Source organism: Mesorhizobium sp. B2-7-3, from assembly GCF_006440715.1.
GTDB classification, from domain to species: Bacteria; Pseudomonadota; Alphaproteobacteria; order Rhizobiales; family Rhizobiaceae; genus Mesorhizobium; species Mesorhizobium australicum.
Genome location: NZ_VFTY01000001.1, coordinates 604,079 through 618,582, shown reverse-complemented (window position 1 = coordinate 618,582; position 14,504 = coordinate 604,079). Strand labels below are relative to the sequence as shown.

15 protein-coding genes are annotated in these 14,504 nt (G+C 64.5%); 4 read left to right on the top strand and 11 right to left on the bottom strand.

Annotated features, from left to right (window positions below):
- Positions 1-33 precede the first annotated feature (33 nt).
- Positions 34-1,230, bottom strand: coding sequence for a GGDEF domain-containing protein (locus FJW04_RS03140; protein ID WP_140618344.1), 1,197 nt, complete (start codon positions 1,228-1,230; stop codon positions 34-36).
- A 149-nt stretch (positions 1,231-1,379) separates the two neighbouring features.
- Here FJW04_RS03140 and FJW04_RS03135 point away from each other — a divergent pair, with 149 nt between their 5' ends.
- Complete coding sequence (locus tag FJW04_RS03135; RefSeq protein ID WP_140712277.1) at positions 1,380-1,697, top strand: hypothetical protein; 318 nt, start codon at positions 1,380-1,382, stop codon at positions 1,695-1,697.
- Between the two features lie 39 nt (positions 1,698-1,736).
- Here the strand turns inward: FJW04_RS03135 and leuC are convergent, their stop codons facing one another.
- From leuC to rplS, 7 genes are all read right to left on the bottom strand, one after another.
- Positions 1,737-3,146, bottom strand: coding sequence for a 3-isopropylmalate dehydratase large subunit (gene leuC / locus FJW04_RS03130; protein ID WP_015315030.1), 1,410 nt, complete (start codon positions 3,144-3,146; stop codon positions 1,737-1,739).
- A 254-nt stretch (positions 3,147-3,400) separates the two neighbouring features.
- Positions 3,401-4,036 carry a class I SAM-dependent methyltransferase gene (locus tag FJW04_RS03120; RefSeq protein ID WP_140712275.1) on the bottom strand — a complete coding sequence of 212 codons (636 nt, stop codon included), beginning with the start codon at positions 4,034-4,036 and terminating at the stop codon, positions 3,401-3,403.
- 53 nt (positions 4,037-4,089) lie between these two features.
- Positions 4,090-4,899 carry an amino acid ABC transporter permease gene (locus FJW04_RS03115; protein WP_140712273.1) on the bottom strand — a complete coding sequence of 270 codons (810 nt, stop codon included), beginning with the start codon at positions 4,897-4,899 and terminating at the stop codon, positions 4,090-4,092.
- 87 nt (positions 4,900-4,986) lie between these two features.
- The gene (locus FJW04_RS03110) at positions 4,987-5,784 is read right to left on the bottom strand and encodes a transporter substrate-binding domain-containing protein (protein ID WP_015315026.1); all 798 of its coding nucleotides are present in this window, start codon (positions 5,782-5,784) and stop codon (positions 4,987-4,989) included.
- A 170-nt stretch (positions 5,785-5,954) separates the two neighbouring features.
- Positions 5,955-6,455, bottom strand: a complete 501-nt coding sequence (locus FJW04_RS03105; protein ID WP_015315025.1) for a MarR family winged helix-turn-helix transcriptional regulator — start codon at positions 6,453-6,455, stop codon at positions 5,955-5,957.
- Positions 6,452-6,865, bottom strand: a complete 414-nt coding sequence (locus FJW04_RS03100) for an organic hydroperoxide resistance protein (protein WP_140660458.1) — start codon at positions 6,863-6,865, stop codon at positions 6,452-6,454. The genes FJW04_RS03105 and FJW04_RS03100 overlap by 4 nt, the downstream gene beginning before the upstream one ends.
- A 158-nt stretch (positions 6,866-7,023) precedes the next feature.
- On the bottom strand, positions 7,024-7,575 hold the full coding sequence (gene rplS, locus FJW04_RS03095) for a 50S ribosomal protein L19 (RefSeq protein WP_013892267.1): 552 nt from the start codon (positions 7,573-7,575) through the stop codon (positions 7,024-7,026).
- Between the two features lie 338 nt (positions 7,576-7,913).
- On the opposite strand from rplS, the gene FJW04_RS03085 reads away from it, so the two are divergent.
- Complete coding sequence (locus FJW04_RS03085; protein ID WP_140660457.1) at positions 7,914-8,666, top strand: sulfite exporter TauE/SafE family protein; 753 nt, start codon at positions 7,914-7,916, stop codon at positions 8,664-8,666.
- Here FJW04_RS03085 and trmD read toward each other — a convergent pair.
- The gene (trmD, locus tag FJW04_RS03080) at positions 8,648-9,346 is read right to left on the bottom strand and encodes a tRNA (guanosine(37)-N1)-methyltransferase TrmD (protein WP_140712271.1); all 699 of its coding nucleotides are present in this window, start codon (positions 9,344-9,346) and stop codon (positions 8,648-8,650) included. The two genes, FJW04_RS03085 and trmD, sit on opposite strands and share 19 nt — an antisense overlap.
- Positions 9,343-9,948 carry a ribosome maturation factor RimM gene (gene rimM, locus FJW04_RS03075; RefSeq protein ID WP_140660455.1) on the bottom strand — a complete coding sequence of 202 codons (606 nt, stop codon included), beginning with the start codon at positions 9,946-9,948 and terminating at the stop codon, positions 9,343-9,345. Before rimM ends, trmD begins: the two co-directional genes overlap by 4 nt.
- Positions 9,949-10,063: 115 nt before the next feature.
- Here rimM and FJW04_RS03070 point away from each other — a divergent pair, with 115 nt between their 5' ends.
- The gene (locus FJW04_RS03070; RefSeq protein ID WP_140712269.1) at positions 10,064-11,002 is read left to right on the top strand and encodes a tyrosine recombinase XerC; all 939 of its coding nucleotides are present in this window, start codon (positions 10,064-10,066) and stop codon (positions 11,000-11,002) included.
- A gap of 349 nt (positions 11,003-11,351) precedes the next feature.
- Positions 11,352-12,419, top strand: coding sequence for a TraB/GumN family protein (locus tag FJW04_RS03065; protein WP_140712267.1), 1,068 nt, complete (start codon positions 11,352-11,354; stop codon positions 12,417-12,419).
- 661 nt (positions 12,420-13,080) lie between these two features.
- On the opposite strand, the gene lpdA is transcribed toward FJW04_RS03065, so the two are convergent.
- Positions 13,081-14,487 (bottom strand): dihydrolipoyl dehydrogenase, encoded by a 1,407-nt coding sequence (gene lpdA / locus FJW04_RS03050; RefSeq protein WP_140712265.1) that lies wholly within the window; start codon positions 14,485-14,487, stop codon positions 13,081-13,083.
- Positions 14,488-14,504: the final 17 nt, after the last annotated feature.

Genomic DNA, 14,504 nt, shown 5'->3' with positions numbered 1-14,504 from the left:
AAAAGACGTTAACGCGAAGCGCGGACGCGGCGGTCAGCTGGCCCTGAGCGGCTCCGGCACGAACACCGTCTCCGGTCGCTCGTAGGAGAGGCGCACGCTGTCGCGACCGTTTTTCTTGGCCTTGTAAAGCGCCTCGTCCGCCCGTCGCATCAACGGTTCCAGCGTCTCGTCGCCGCTGCGGGCCGCCACGCCGAAGCTGGCGGTGACCTTGGTGCCGGCGGGAAGCCCGTCGACGCCGCCAGCCGAATAGAGTGTGCGCACCGCCTCGGCGAAGAGCCGCGCCGCGGCGAGATCGGTCAGCGGCAAAAGCACGGCGAATTCCTCGCCGCCGATGCGCCCCGCGGCACCTCGCGCTCCCGTGGCCGAGCGCAGCTTCCCGGCGAAATCCGCGATCACGCGGTCGCCGGCGGCATGCCCGTGCATATCGTTGAGCGCCTTGAAATGGTCGAGGTCCGCCAGCACCAGCGCCACCGGGAATTTGGCCACGGCGCAACGCTGCAGCAGCATGGCGGCGCGCTCCTCGAAACCCCGGCGGTTGAGCAGCCCCGAAAGCGGATCGGTGTGGGTTTCCGTCTTAAGCGCCTTCATCACGTCGAGCGCGGCGGCGGTGAAGAGGCAAAGCGCGATCAGCAGCGACAGCAGCGCGTGCGACAGCAGCGCCGTCGTCCAGTAGGACGAGCCGTAGAAGCCGTCATAACCGGCGAAGGGCCCGTGCGCGATGACGACCGCCAGGGTGCGCACGAAGAAATTGACGCTGGACAGCAGCGACAGCACGAACAGGATCTTTTCCGTCGGGCCGTTGTTGCGCACCGGGCGCAGTTCGGCGGCGACGAGCAGGCTGACGCCGCCGAAACCGAAATTCATCGCCAGGATGCGCCAGGTGAGATCCGGGGTGACGAACAGGAACCACGCGAATGCCGCAAGGCCGCCGCCCGCCAGCACGGCGATCCCGACGCCGGGCACCTTCCGGCCGTAGCGGGCGATGATGGCGCCGGACAGGCAGCAGGCGGCGATGGTGAAGCAGATGTTCGACACCAGCTTGGTCAGCGTCACACCGATGGGCAAGGTGAAATATTGGAACAGGAAGCCGGGCGCCGAGACGCAGTAGCTGAGCGCCAGCACCGCCAGATAGGGGCGATGGCGCTGATGGAACCACAGCATGAGGAAGGCCGCGCCGAGCGCCAGCGCGATCGTCGGATTGAGCAACGCTATGAACAGGCCGGTGTCCAAAGGACTGTGACTTCCCCTCTGCTGACGTCGCGGAAGACCTTAGAGGGCAAGCCCAAACAAGCCGTTAAGCCTGGGCTGTCGGCGCCGTATGTTTGCGGGAACCCGGTGCTGTCGGAAGCGTTCCTGAACTCACAATCCAGGAGCAGGCCATGGCCGACACGATCATATTGACCGACCACGATGCAATCCGTTCATGGGCTGCCGGGCGTGCCGGCTTTCCCGCCATCGTCGACATATCGCCAGAGGCTGGGACGCAGCCCATGCTTAGGCTGGTCTTCGGCCAGCACGCCTATCAGGACCAGGACCAGCCGGAACGGCCCGTCAACGCCGGCGGCTATGAGCTTGTCGAATGGGACGAGTGGTTCAAGCTCTTTGACGAAGAGCAGCTGGCGCTCGTGGTCGCGGCGGACGAACCTGGGCGCCGCGAGGAATTCCACGAACTCATCCGGCGCGACAGGAAGGCTTGACCCGAGCCCTGCAAAGGCTCGGGTCAACTCCAGCCTGGCTTATTTCCAGTCGCGAATGTCGACGAAGTGGCCGGCAATCGCCGCCGCCGCCGCCATGGCCGGCGACACCAGGTGGGTGCGACCCTTGAAGCCCTGGCGGCCCTCGAAATTGCGGTTCGAGGTCGAGGCGCAGCGCTCATGCGGCTTCAGCCGGTCGTCGTTCATGGCCAGGCACATCGAACAGCCCGGCTCGCGCCAGTCGAACCCGGCGGCGCGGAAGATCTTGTCCAGCCCCTCGGCTTCGGCCTGCTCTTTGACCAGGCCGGAGCCCGGCACGATCATGGCATCGACATGCGGGCTGACTGTCTTGCCCTCGACCACCTTGGCGACGGCGCGCAGATCCTCGATACGGCCGTTGGTGCAGGAGCCGATGAAGACGCGGTCGAGCGTGATGTCGGTGATCTTCGTCCCCGGCGTCAGGCCCATATAGTCGAGCGCGCGCAGCTTGGAGGTGCGCTTGTTCTCGTCGGTGATGTCTTCCGGGTTCGGCACGATGCCCTGCACGGAGACGACATCCTCGGGCGAGGAGCCCCAGGAGACGATCGGCGGCAGCTTGGCCGCGTCGAGCACGATCACCTTGTCGAAATGCGCGCCTTCGTCGGTCCGCAGCGTCTTCCAGTATTCGAGCGCCGCGTCCCAGGCAGCGCCCTTCGGCGCGCGCGGCTTGTCCTTGACATAGGCGAAGGTGGTCTCGTCGGCCGCGATCAGGCCGGCGCGCGCGCCGCCCTCGATCGACATGTTGCAGATCGTCATGCGGCCTTCCATCGACAGCGCACGGATCGCCTCGCCGGCATATTCGATGACATAGCCGGTGCCGCCGGCGGTGCCGATCTCGCCGATGATGGCAAGGATGATGTCCTTGGCGGTGACCCCTTCCGGCAGCTGGCCGTCGACGCGCACCAGCATGTTCTTGGCCTTGCGCTGGATCAGCGTTTGCGTCGCCAGCACATGCTCGACCTCGGACGTGCCGATGCCATGCGCCAGCGCGCCGAAGGCACCGTGCGTCGAAGTGTGGCTGTCGCCGCAGACGATGGTCATGCCGGGCAGCGTAAAGCCCTGCTCGGGGCCGATGATGTGGACGATGCCCTGGCGGATATCGTTCTCGGAATAATATTCGACGCCGAAGTCCCTGGCGTTCCTGGCCAGCGCTTCGACCTGGATGCGGCTTTCCTCGTTCTTGATGCCGAACTTGCGCTCGGGCGAGGTCGAGACGTTGTGGTCGACCACGGCCAGCGTCTTTTCCGGGTGACGGACTTTCCGGCCGCTCATGCGCAGGCCTTCGAAGGCCTGCGGACTGGTCACCTCATGGACGAGGTGGCGGTCGATGTAGAGCAGGCAGGTGCCGTCGTCCTGGCGGTCGACGACATGGTCGTCGAAAATCTTGTCGTAGAGGGTGCGCGGTGCGCTCATGTGCGTAAATCCGTAGATATGAGAATGGGAAGGTGCTGATGCCGCAAGCCCGCGGCAGGCCGGCAGGGATCAGCGAAGTCGGCTGGTCAGGGCGCCGGACACGCGCGCGGAAAAGCGCGACGGCAGGCGTTTTCTGTCCTGCAGCACGAACCCCTTGTAGGCAGGATCGCTGAAAAGCTTTTCCATGGCGGGCTAGATAGCAATGTTTTGGCTTTTCGGCAATTGCGGCGTGGCGCCAGCACTTCTCCCTCGGCTTACATCACCTCAAACACAAAAGTCTTCACCAGTGCGTCGGGCTCGGCGATGGCGTAACAGCGAAACCACGGGCTTGCCTCAACCGCCCGCCATTTCGCTGCCTGTTCCAATTCGTCGAACACGGCCTGAAACCCGCCGCTCTCAAACACCTGGTCGCGCACCGTGAAGATGGCGTGGCCGCCCTTTTTCGTGATGCGCACCAGTTCGTGCAGGCCGGTGGCCGGCGCGTGGCTGATGGTGAACACACCGGTGGAGAAGAAGGCGCGGAAATACCCGTCCGGCCATGGCAGCGGCCCGCCCAGGATTGCCTGCTTCAGCTCGCTGTAGGCACTGCGGCTGCCGGCGATCTTGAGCATGTCGTCCGACAGGTCGAGTCCGGCAATGTCGCTATAGCCGAGCGCCTTCAGCGACGGTCCCGACAGGCCCGTGCCGCAGCCGGCGTCGAGCAGCGGCCCTTCTCCCGCAGGCACGTGGCGGGTAACCCAGGCGGTGATCAGGAACGGCAGGAGATACCCGAGCGAGGCGGTTTCGCCATCATAGGTCGCGGCCCATGCGGCATAGGCCCGCGCCAGCGTTTCGGGCGTATCGGCCGTGTAGACCGAATCCAGCGCCGCATTGGCCTTGTCGATGTTCACTGGCAGCTCCTCCTCCGGCAAGCACCGAGCGTAACGCTGTCCCGGCCCAAAAACTATTCCTCGTGCTGGCGGCGCAAACGCCGCTCCAGCGCCCTGAGCGCCAGCGACAGGCCGACGGTGAGGATGAGATAGATATAGGCTGTTATCGAATAGGTCTCGAAGAAGCGGAACGAGCCGGCGGCATACACTTTGCCCATCTGCGTGATGTCGGCGACGCCGAGCACCGAGACCAGCGAGGAATCCTTGACCAGGGCGACGAAATCATTGCCGAGCGGCGGCAGGATGGTGCGGATCGCCTGTGGGAACACGACCAGCCGGAAGCGCTGCGCACGGCTCAGCCCCAAGGCCTTCGCTGCCTCGATCTGTCCTTTCTCGACCGACTGGATGCCGGCGCGAAAAACCTCGGAGATAAAGGCCGAATAGCCGATGGTCAGCGCCATGATGGCACGCCACAGCAACGACACGTCACGCACCAGCAATTCGCCGAGGACGCCGGCATTCTGCAATGGCGCGGTCAGCCCGTTCCAGGCCGCGACGAAGGCCGGCGCGCCGGCAAAGGCTATCCAGAACAGCAGCACCAGGATCGGCACGCCGCGAATGATCTCGACATAGAAGCGCGCGATCTGCCGCAGCCAGGCCGAACCCGACAGTCCCATCAAAGCGATGCCGAGGCCGATCACCGACGCCAGGACAAAGGCGATCACGGTGACGAAGACGGTGATGCCGATGCCCTTGGCGACAGTGGCGAAGACCTGCGCATAGAGATCGCTGGCGGCGATGGCGAGGGCCGCCGCCAGCGCAAGGACACCGGCAACGGCGAGCCACCAGGGGAAGTCTGGTTTGGAAATGGTGGGGGCTGCCATTAGCAGAGGTCGGCGACGCAAGAACTGCGAGAGGGACGCGCCAACGCAAATCCCTGCCCATCAGACCACGCCCTCAACAAGATTGGCTCACTGCCCCATCTTGTAATCAAGGAACCACTTCTTGTTCAGCGCATCGAAGGTGCCATCCGCCTTCAGCGCTGCGATCGCCGCGTTGACCGGCTTCACGAGGTCGGAGCCCTTGGGGAAGATGAAGCCGAAATCCTCGGTGCCGAGCGGGCCGCCGATCAGCTTCAGCTTGCCCTCCGAAGCATCGACATAACCCTTGCCGGCGGTGCCGTCGGTCAGCACGACATCGACGTCGCCGGACTTCAGTGCCTGGACGGTGGCGCCAAACGTCTCGAACAGTTTGATGCGCGGGTTCTGCTCATTGCCGTCGAGCACACTGTAGACGGCGGTGTAGAAAGGCGTGGTGCCGGCCTGTGCGCCGATCAGTCCGTCCTTGAAGGCGCCGAAGGTCTTGGCGTCGGTGAAGCGGCTTTCATCGCCGCGCACCAGCATGAACTGTTCCGAGCGCATATAGGGGTCGGAGAAATCCACCTTCTGCTTGCGGTCGTCCTTGATGGTGATGCCGGTCATGCCGATGTTGTACTGGTTGTCGGAAACCGCCTGGATCATCGCATCCCAGGAGGTGTTCTGGTACTCGACCTTGAAATTGAGCCGCTTGGCGATCTCGTTCATCGCGTCATATTCCCAGCCGATCTGTTTTCCCGTCTTGGCGTCGATGAACTGCAGCGGCGGATAGGCGTTCTCGGTCACCACCACCACTTGTCTGCCGCCGAGATCGGGCAGCGCCTGCGCGAAGGCGGCAACGGGCGCCAGGACCAGGGCCAACAGGCCGGCCAACAGCAATTTCGATTTGGTCATGACACACTCCCCGAAATGATTGGCCGCGCGATGCATGCGCGGCAGAGAAATCCGGCGCCGACTTTAGCTTTCCGCAAGCGCCTTGCAAGACGGGTCCAGCGCGACCTTGCGCGTTGACGTGGATTCCAGTGCTTCCGGGAGGCGGTTTTTGAGGACGATCCTTGCCGCGATCAATCTTGCTCGGTCGCGGCTTCGCGCAATCCCGCGACAAGGCGGGTGAGCGTGCCGTGAAGGGTTTTGAGCTCAGCCCGCTCCAGCGGCATGCCGCAATCGAGCGCCGCCTGCACATCCTTCATGTTCGCGCGCAGCGCCTGGCCCTTGGCCGTCGGCTCGACCAGCACCCGGCGCTCGTCGTCGGCATCGCGCCGGCGGGTGACGAGGCCGCCCGCTTCCATTCGCTTGAGCAGCGGGGTCAGCGTCGCTGAATCCAGGCCGAGCGCTTCGCCAAGGTCGCCGACCGTGCTCGGCGCGCGTTCCCACAGCGCCAGCATCACCAGATATTGCGGATAGGTCAGGCCGAGCGGATCGAGCAACGGCCGGTAAAGCTTGGTCATCAATCCGCTCGCCGAATAGAGCGCGAAACAGAGCTGTTGATCGAGCCGTGGCACCGGGTGCGCCCGGGCGGCCTCCGCCGGGGCTTCTCTGGCTTTCGTTTCGACTTTTGTCGTCATGCCACCTTTACCGAAAGCGCCACCTCGACATTGCCCCTGATGGCATTCGAATAGGGGCAAATCTGATGCGCCGCCGATACAAGCGCTTCAGCCGCCGCCTGATCAAGGCCTTTCGTCTCCGCTGCCAACGCGACGCCGAGCTTGAAGCCTTCGCCATTGGGGAGCAGGCTGACGGTGGCCGCTACCGCTGCATCCTCGAGCGGCAGCTTCTGCTTGCGCGCCACGAAGCGGATCGCGCTTTCGAAGCAGGCGGCATAGCCGATGGCGAAAAGCTGTTCGGGATTGGTCGCGCCACCTGGTCCGCCGAGCTCCTTGGGCATTGCCAGATCGACCTTGAGCAGGCCATCGCTGGTTTCGCCATGGCCGGCGCGACCGCCCGTCACGTGGGCCTGTGTGGTGTAGAGTGCCATCTTCCATTCTCCAATTAGATTGTGCACGATTAGTTAATACACAATATGATTGGGCGTCAATTGCCGACCCCGATCTCCGAGGCTGAACCCGTTCACAGTTCGGTGAAACGAAAAAAAGGCGGCCGAAGCCGCCTTTTTCAAATTCCTTCGTCAAACTCTTATTCGGCCGGGGTCGCTTCGGCGGCAGCCTTGGCTGCTGCTTCAGCCTCGGCGGCTGCCTTCTTCTCGGCGGCTTCCTTGGCGGCCGTCTCGGCGGCCAGCGCCTGGGCGGCTGCGACCTTCTCGGCCTCGATGCGCGCCTTCTCGGCGTTCAGCGCGTCGCGCTCCTCATCATTGAGCTTGCGGGCGCGCACGCCGGTGTTTTCCGAAATACGGGCCGACTTGCCGCGACGATCGCGAAGGTAATAGAGCTTGGCGCGACGTACCTTGCCGCGGCGCACGATCTCGACGCCTTCGACCATCGGCGAGTAGACGGGGAACACGCGCTCGACGCCTTCGCCGTAGGAGATCTTGCGGACGGTGAAATTTTCCTGGAAGCCGGAACCGGCGCGGGCGATGACGACGCCCTCATAAGCCTGGACGCGGGTGCGGGTGCCTTCGGTCACGCGGACCTGGACGCGCACGGTGTCGCCGGGCTGGAATTCGGGAAGCTTGCGCTTGGCTTCGATCTTGGCGGCCTGTTCGGCCTCGAGCTGACGGATGAGATCCATCTAAAAATCCACTTCTTGTTCTTCCGACAGTCAGAGCGCCCTACGCTCGCCTTGCAGTTCCATTGACCGCTCGGCTATGTCCTTTGTCTCCAAGACATTTGTCTCCCAGACATCGGGCAGGGGCGACTACACCGTCATTGTTGACGGGTCCGGCAGATTTGTTCTTGCCGGTACGGGCGGGCACATACAGCTATTTCGGCGCTTTGTCACGCCTTGCCCATGCATTTTTTGCCGGCATGGCTCCCGGCATGGCACCATCTTAATCCTGCCGTGCCGGGTTGCGTCTGTCCACCAAGCTTCCTAAGCCAGAATAGCACACTTCTTGACGGCGGCCATCCATGTCTGTTTTCGACGCCATCCTGCTCTTCCTGGCGGGCTTTCTGTCAGGCGCCGCCAATGCGGTCGCCGGCGGCGGCACCTTCATCACCTTCGGCGCCATGACACTGGTCGGCGTCCCCCCGATCGTGGCCAACGCCACCTCCTCGGTGACGCAGTTCCCCGGCTACATCACCTCGACCCTCGCTTACTGGGCCGACATCAGGCACTTCTGGCGCGGCGCGCTGCTGCTCTGCCTGATCTCGGCCGTCGGCGCGCTAGCCGGCGCCCTGATCCTGCTGGCGCTCGACAATCCGTCCTTTCGCGTCCTGGTGCCGTGGCTGCTTTTGGGCGCGACGGCACTGTTTGCCGCCGGGCCCTGGCTGAAGCCGGCGCCGAAACCCGGACACGAAGCGGCTGTCGGCTCACTCGCCGGCTCCCTGGCGCAATTCGTCACCGCCATCTATGGCGGCTTCTTCGGCGCCGGCATGGGCGTGATGATGCTGGCCACCCTCGGCCTGACTCAAGCCGGCGACTACCACCGCCTGAACGCGCTGAAGAACATGCTGGCCGTGGTCATCGCGGCTGTCGCCATCGTCGTCTTCGTCTCGGGCGGCGTCGTCGCCTGGCCGGAGGCGATCGTCATGATCCCAGGCGGGGCGCTCGGCGGCTATGCCGGTGTCTGGATCGCCAAGCGCGTACCGCAGAACGTGGTGCGCGGCTTCGTCATCGCCGTCGGCCTGTTCCTGGCTCTTTACTATTTCGGCAAAGGCTGATCGCGGAACAGATCGGGTCGCCGCTCTTTCGTCAGCGTCTCCGACTGCGCGCGGCGCCAGGCGGCGATCTTCTTGTGATTGCCGGAGATCAGCACTTCGGGAATCTCCCGGCCCTCGAATTCCTGCGGTCGCGTATAGTGCGGATGTTCGAGCAGGCCGTTTTCGAAACTCTCTTCTTCCCCGGAGACCGCATTGCCCATCACCCCGGGCAACAGCCGCACCACGGCGTCGAGCAGCACTAGGGCCGCCGGCTCGCCGCCGGACAGGATGAAATCGCCGATCGAGACTTCCTCCAGTCCCCGTGCATCGATCACCCGCTGGTCGACGCCTTCGAAGCGGCCGCACAGGATGACGGCACCCGGCCCGGCGGCGAGTTCGCGCACGCGAGCCTGCGTCAGTGGTCTTCCGCGAGGGCTCATCAGCAGGCGCGGACGCAAATCGCCCTCCGGCGAGGCATGGTCGATCGCCTTCGCCAGGACATCGGCGCGCATCACCATGCCGGCGCCGCCGCCGGCCGGCGTGTCGTCGACGGTGCGATGCCGGTCGGTGGCGAAGTCGCGTATCTGTATCGCCTCCAGAGACCATGTCCCCGCCTCCAGTGCCCGCCCGGCCAGCGACAGGCCAAGCGCGCCCGGAAACATCTCGGGATAGAGCGTCAGCACCGACGCGGCAAAACTCACCGGTTGCCTCCGGCGTCGCGCGGCCCGCGCGGCCGGCCCTTCGGGTCGAAATCCTCCTCGCGCGGCGCGTCCGCGTCCTCGTCCTCGTCCTCGACCAGTCCAGCCGCCACCGGATCGACGCGGACAAAGCCCTCGGCGATCGACACGGCAGGCACGGCGGCTTGCGTGAACGGGATCAGCACGCCCTTGCGCCCGGCGAGCGTCACATCGAGGATGTCGCCGCCGCCGAAATTGTGCACCGCGACCACCTTGCCGATGGCGGCGCCGGTATCATCCCGGATCTCCAGCCCGATCAGGTCGGCATGGTAGAATTCGTCCTCCTCGCCATCATCGGGCAGCATCGAACGGTCGACGAACAGCTCCGTGCCGGCGAGCGCCTCGGCCGCATTGCGGTCGCTGACACCCTTGAAGCGCACCACGACAACGGTGTTGGCAGGCCTTATGTCGGTTATCTGAAAGGCTCGTCCATCCCTGGCGTAGAGCGGCCCATAATCCGCCAGCGCCATTGGCTCGCCGGTGAAGGTTTTTACCCTGAGTTCGCCCTTGATGCCGTGCGCGGCGCCGATTACGGCCATCTGGACGGGGTTCTGCGGCTTGCTCATGGGCGAAAATCCTTTGTCCCTGCTCTAGCGCCGCCTCGCCGTCATTTCAATAACGGGCTCTTCACCGCTTCCTAACCCGGCTGCCGGAAAATGACGGCGAACCGGAACAGACCCGATGCAGGAATTCCTCATACCGGCAAAGGCCGATCTCCAGGCCGCGCGCGAAAGCTGGCTGAAGATGCTCGCGCGTGAACGTCGCCTGTCGCCCGAGACAGTGGAAGCCTATGAGCGCGATTCACGCCAGTTCCTGCATTTCCTCACCGGCCATATCGGCGGACCGCCCGGCATTTCCGATATCGCCGATCTGCGCCCGGCCGACCTGCGCGGCTTCCTCGCCGCCCGCCGCAATGCCGGCGCCGGCGCACGCACGCTTGGCCGTGGCCTGGCCGGCATCCGCTCGCTGCTGCGGTTCCTCGAGCGGCGCGGCCTCGCCAATGCGGCAGGTGCGGCGGCCTTGCGCGCGCCGCGACAACCCAAATCCCTGCCCAAACCTTTGACGGCGAGCGATGCCAAACATGTCGTATCGGTGGAAGGCCAACTGGCGGAAGAACCCTGGATCGCCGCCCGCAACGCCGCCGTGCTGACGCTGCTCTACGGCTCGGGCCTGCGCATTTCGGAAGCGCTTGGCCTCAATGCCGCTGATCTGGCGTCGGAAGCCGACACCGTGCTGCGCGTCATCGGCAAGGGCGGCAAGACACGGCTGGTGCCGGTGTTGCCGGTGGCGCTCAGGGCGATCGCCGAATACCGCCGGCTCTGCCCCTATCACCTCGATCCGAAGGGTCTGCTGTTTCGCGGTGCGCGCGGTGGCCCGCTCAACCCGGCCATCATCCAGCGTGACATGGCGAAGCTGCGTTCGGCGCTCAACCTGCCGGACACGGCGACGCCACATGCCTTGCGCCATTCCTTCGCCACCCATCTGCTCGGCCGAGGCGGCGATCTGCGCACCATCCAGGAACTCCTGGGCCACGCCAGCCTGTCGACGACGCAGATCTACACCGGCGTCGACACCGCAAGGCTGCTCGAAATCTACGAATCGGCCCATCCCAGGGCATGAACGTCGGTAAAGCCATGCAGTATCGGTGGCCCATTATAAACATTCGCGATTGGCCGAAGCCTTCCCAACTTCGTCATCCTAGGGCGAAGCAGGAGCGAAGCTCCGTCGCGGAGACCCTGGGATCCATGCCGTGACATCAGCCGTGGAATGCAGCGGAGCTGAATTCTGCACCGTGGGCGGTGCTCTGAAGTCGCGGCATGGATCCCTTGGGCTGCGGAGCAGCTCCAGGGGTCTGCGCCGCGTCGCTATGCTCCTTGCTCCGCCCGTGGATGACGAAGAATGGGCGGTTAGGACAATTTCATAACCCCGATTAACGGTTTTGCCGCTTTTCAGTCCTAGGAATGGGACCATGAAACGTGTCATTGCCATCGCCGACCGTGCGGCTTCCGTCTCGCTGAAACTGCTTGTCGCGCTCAACGTGCTGTTTTTCCTATCCTTCCTTGCTGTCCTGCTGTTCGCCGCCGGCAGGGCGCACGCGGAAATCCCGACCTGTACCGGCGCCGACATGCTGTCGGCCTTGCAGAAGAACAATCCCGCCACCTACGGCAAAATCGAGGCCGAGGCGGCTGCCACGCTGAACGGCAAGGGACTGCTGTGGAAGCTGGAAAAATCAGGCGAACAGCCATCCTACCTGTTCGGCACCATGCACATGACCGATCCGCGCGTCACCACGCTGCCGGCCTATGCGCAGAAGGCCTTCGATGCTGCCGGCACCCTCATCATCGAGACCACCGACGTGCTCGACAAGCAGAAGATGATGGCGGCGATGCTGAAGGAGCCGGACCTGATGATGTTCACCGACTCCACGACGCTTTCGTCACTGCTGTCGCCGGACGAAGCGGCGGCCATGAACGCCGCGCTCGATGCGCGCGGCATCCCGCCGGCGACGGTCGCAAAAATGAAGCCGTGGATGCTGTCGGCCATGATGGCGCTTCCGGCTTGCGAACTCGCCCGCCAGTCCGGCGGCGCGCCGGTGCTCGACGTCAAGCTGGCCGAGAGCGCCAAGGCGGCCGGCAAGCCGGTGGAAGGATTGGAAACGGCCGAGAGCCAGCTGCGCGCCATGGCCTCGCTGCCGCTCGCGTTTCACATGAAAGGTCTGGTCGACACGCTGAAGCTGGGCGACAAGGTCAACGATATCAACGAAACCATGATCGTGCTTTACCAGCGTGGCGACACCGGGATGTTCTGGCCGCTGTTCCGCGCCGCCATGCCCGAGGAGCAGGACGACCCCGCGGGCTACGCCGCCTTCGAGGAAACCATGATCACCAGCCGCAACAAGGTAATGGTCGATCATGCCGGGCCGATCCTGGCCAAGGGCAACGCCTTCATGGCGGTCGGCGCGCTGCACCTTCCCGGTCCAGAGGGACTGGTCGAGGATTTCCGCAAAGCCGGCTATACTGTCACCGCCGTCAATTGAGTCGGATGGCAGCGGAGGCACGCAAACGCCGCGTTTACGGCGTTTTCCTCCGCTAGCGTGAAACCCATTCAACGGTTGCGCGTTGATGGATGTTGATTGACCTTTTTCATTTTCCCGGAGGACACATTTATGGCGAACACACCAAACCCAAACGACCCGTACAATTCGACCACCAATGCCCCTCGGCCGAGCGGCGGTGGCGGCAGCCCCTGGCTGATTGCACTGGTCGTCGTTATCCTGGCGATTGTCGCGTATTATGTTTTCGGAAGAAGTGGTGGCGAGCACCCGGCACCCGCCGAGCCGCCAGCGGCCAGCACACCGGCTCCGGCGCCCGCACCGGCTGAACCGATGAAGCCCGCCGAACCGGCCAAGCCAGCCGAACCAGCTCCTGCACCCGCCCCGGCTCCTGCACCAGCGCCGGCTCCCGCACCAGCGCCGGCCCCGGCACCAGCGCCGGCCCAGTAAGGGGCTCGATATCAAAGACGAACGGCCTGCTGAAAGGCGGGCCGTTTTGTTTTGGGTGATGACCGTTGGGGGGCCTTGGCGCCAAGCCACTCCGCCCTCGGGCTTGACCCGTGGATCCATGCCGCGACCTCGGCCGGTCTACGCCGCGTCGCTTCGCTCCTTGCTCCGCCATAGGACGACGAAGCGTTGGGCACCCTTAGATGTGGATCGGCTTGAAGAAGGTGGCCAGCGCCGCTTCCTTCACCGCTTCCGACATCGTCGGATGGGCGTGACAGGTGCGGGCCAGATCTTCCGACGAGCCGCCGAACTCCATCAGCACCGCCGCCTCATGGATCATCTCGCCGGCGCCGAAGCCGACGATATGGACGCCGAGCACGCGGTCGCTCTGCTTGTCGGCCAGGATCTTCACGAAACCGTCTGTATGCAGCATGGCGCGCGCGCGGCCATTGGCGGTGAAGGGGAATTTGCCGACCTTGTAGTCGATGCCGGCCTTCTTCAGCTCTTCCTCGGTCCTGCCGACCGACGCGATCTCCGGACTGGTGTAGACGACGCTCGGAATGACGTCATAGTTCACATGGCCGGCCTGGCCGGCGATGGTCTCGGCCACCGCCACGCCCTCGTCCTCGGCCTTGTGCGCCAGCATCGGCCCGGCGATGACGTCGCCGATGGCGTAGATCCCGGGAACATTGGTCCTGAGATGCCCGTCGGTCTTGACCCGGCCGCGCTCGTCGACCTCGACGCCGGCTTCCTTCAGCCCGAGGCTGTCCGAAAAGGCGCGGCGTCCCGTCGAGATCAGCACGGCATCGGCCTCGATGGTTTCGGCAGCACCCCCCTTGACCGGCTCGAAGGTCACGGTCGCGCCCGTCTTGGCCTTGGCGACGCCGGTCACCTTGGCGCCGAGCTTGAATTCGAAGCCCTGCTTGGAGAGCAGCCGCTGGAACTGTTTCGACACCTCGCCGTCCATGCCGCCCAGAATGGTGTCGAGGAACTCGACCACAGTGATCTTAGCGCCAAGCCGTGCCCAGACCGAGCCGAGTTCGAGGCCGATGACACCGCCGCCCACCACCACCAAATGGCCAGGCACCTTCTCCAGCGACAGCGCGCCGGTCGAGGACACGATGATCTTTTCGTCGAAATCGACCTTGACGCCGGGAATGCCGGCGACGTCGGACCCGGTGGCGATGACGATGTTCTTGGTCTCGATCTCCTCGACCTTGCCATCCTCGCCGGTCACCGAGACCTTGCCCGCGGCAACCACCTTGCCGGTGCCGCGGAAGGCATCGATCTTGTTCTTCTTGAACAGGAAGGCGACGCCATTGACGTTGGACGACACCGTCGCGTCCTTGTGCGCCATCATTTTCTTCAGGTTCAGCCTGGGTGCCGGAATTTCGACGCCGAGCGTGTCGAAGGAATGGCCGGCCTCGGCGAACATTTCCGAGGCATAAAGCAGCGCCTTGGACGGGATGCAGCCGATGTTGAGGCAGGTGCCGCCGAAGGTCGCGTTCTTCTCGACCACCGCGACCTTCAGCCCAAGCTGTGCCGCCTTGATGGCGCAGACATAGCCGCCGGGTCCCGAGCCGATGATAACCACGTCATAAGCCATGTTTGTTTCCCTTTTGC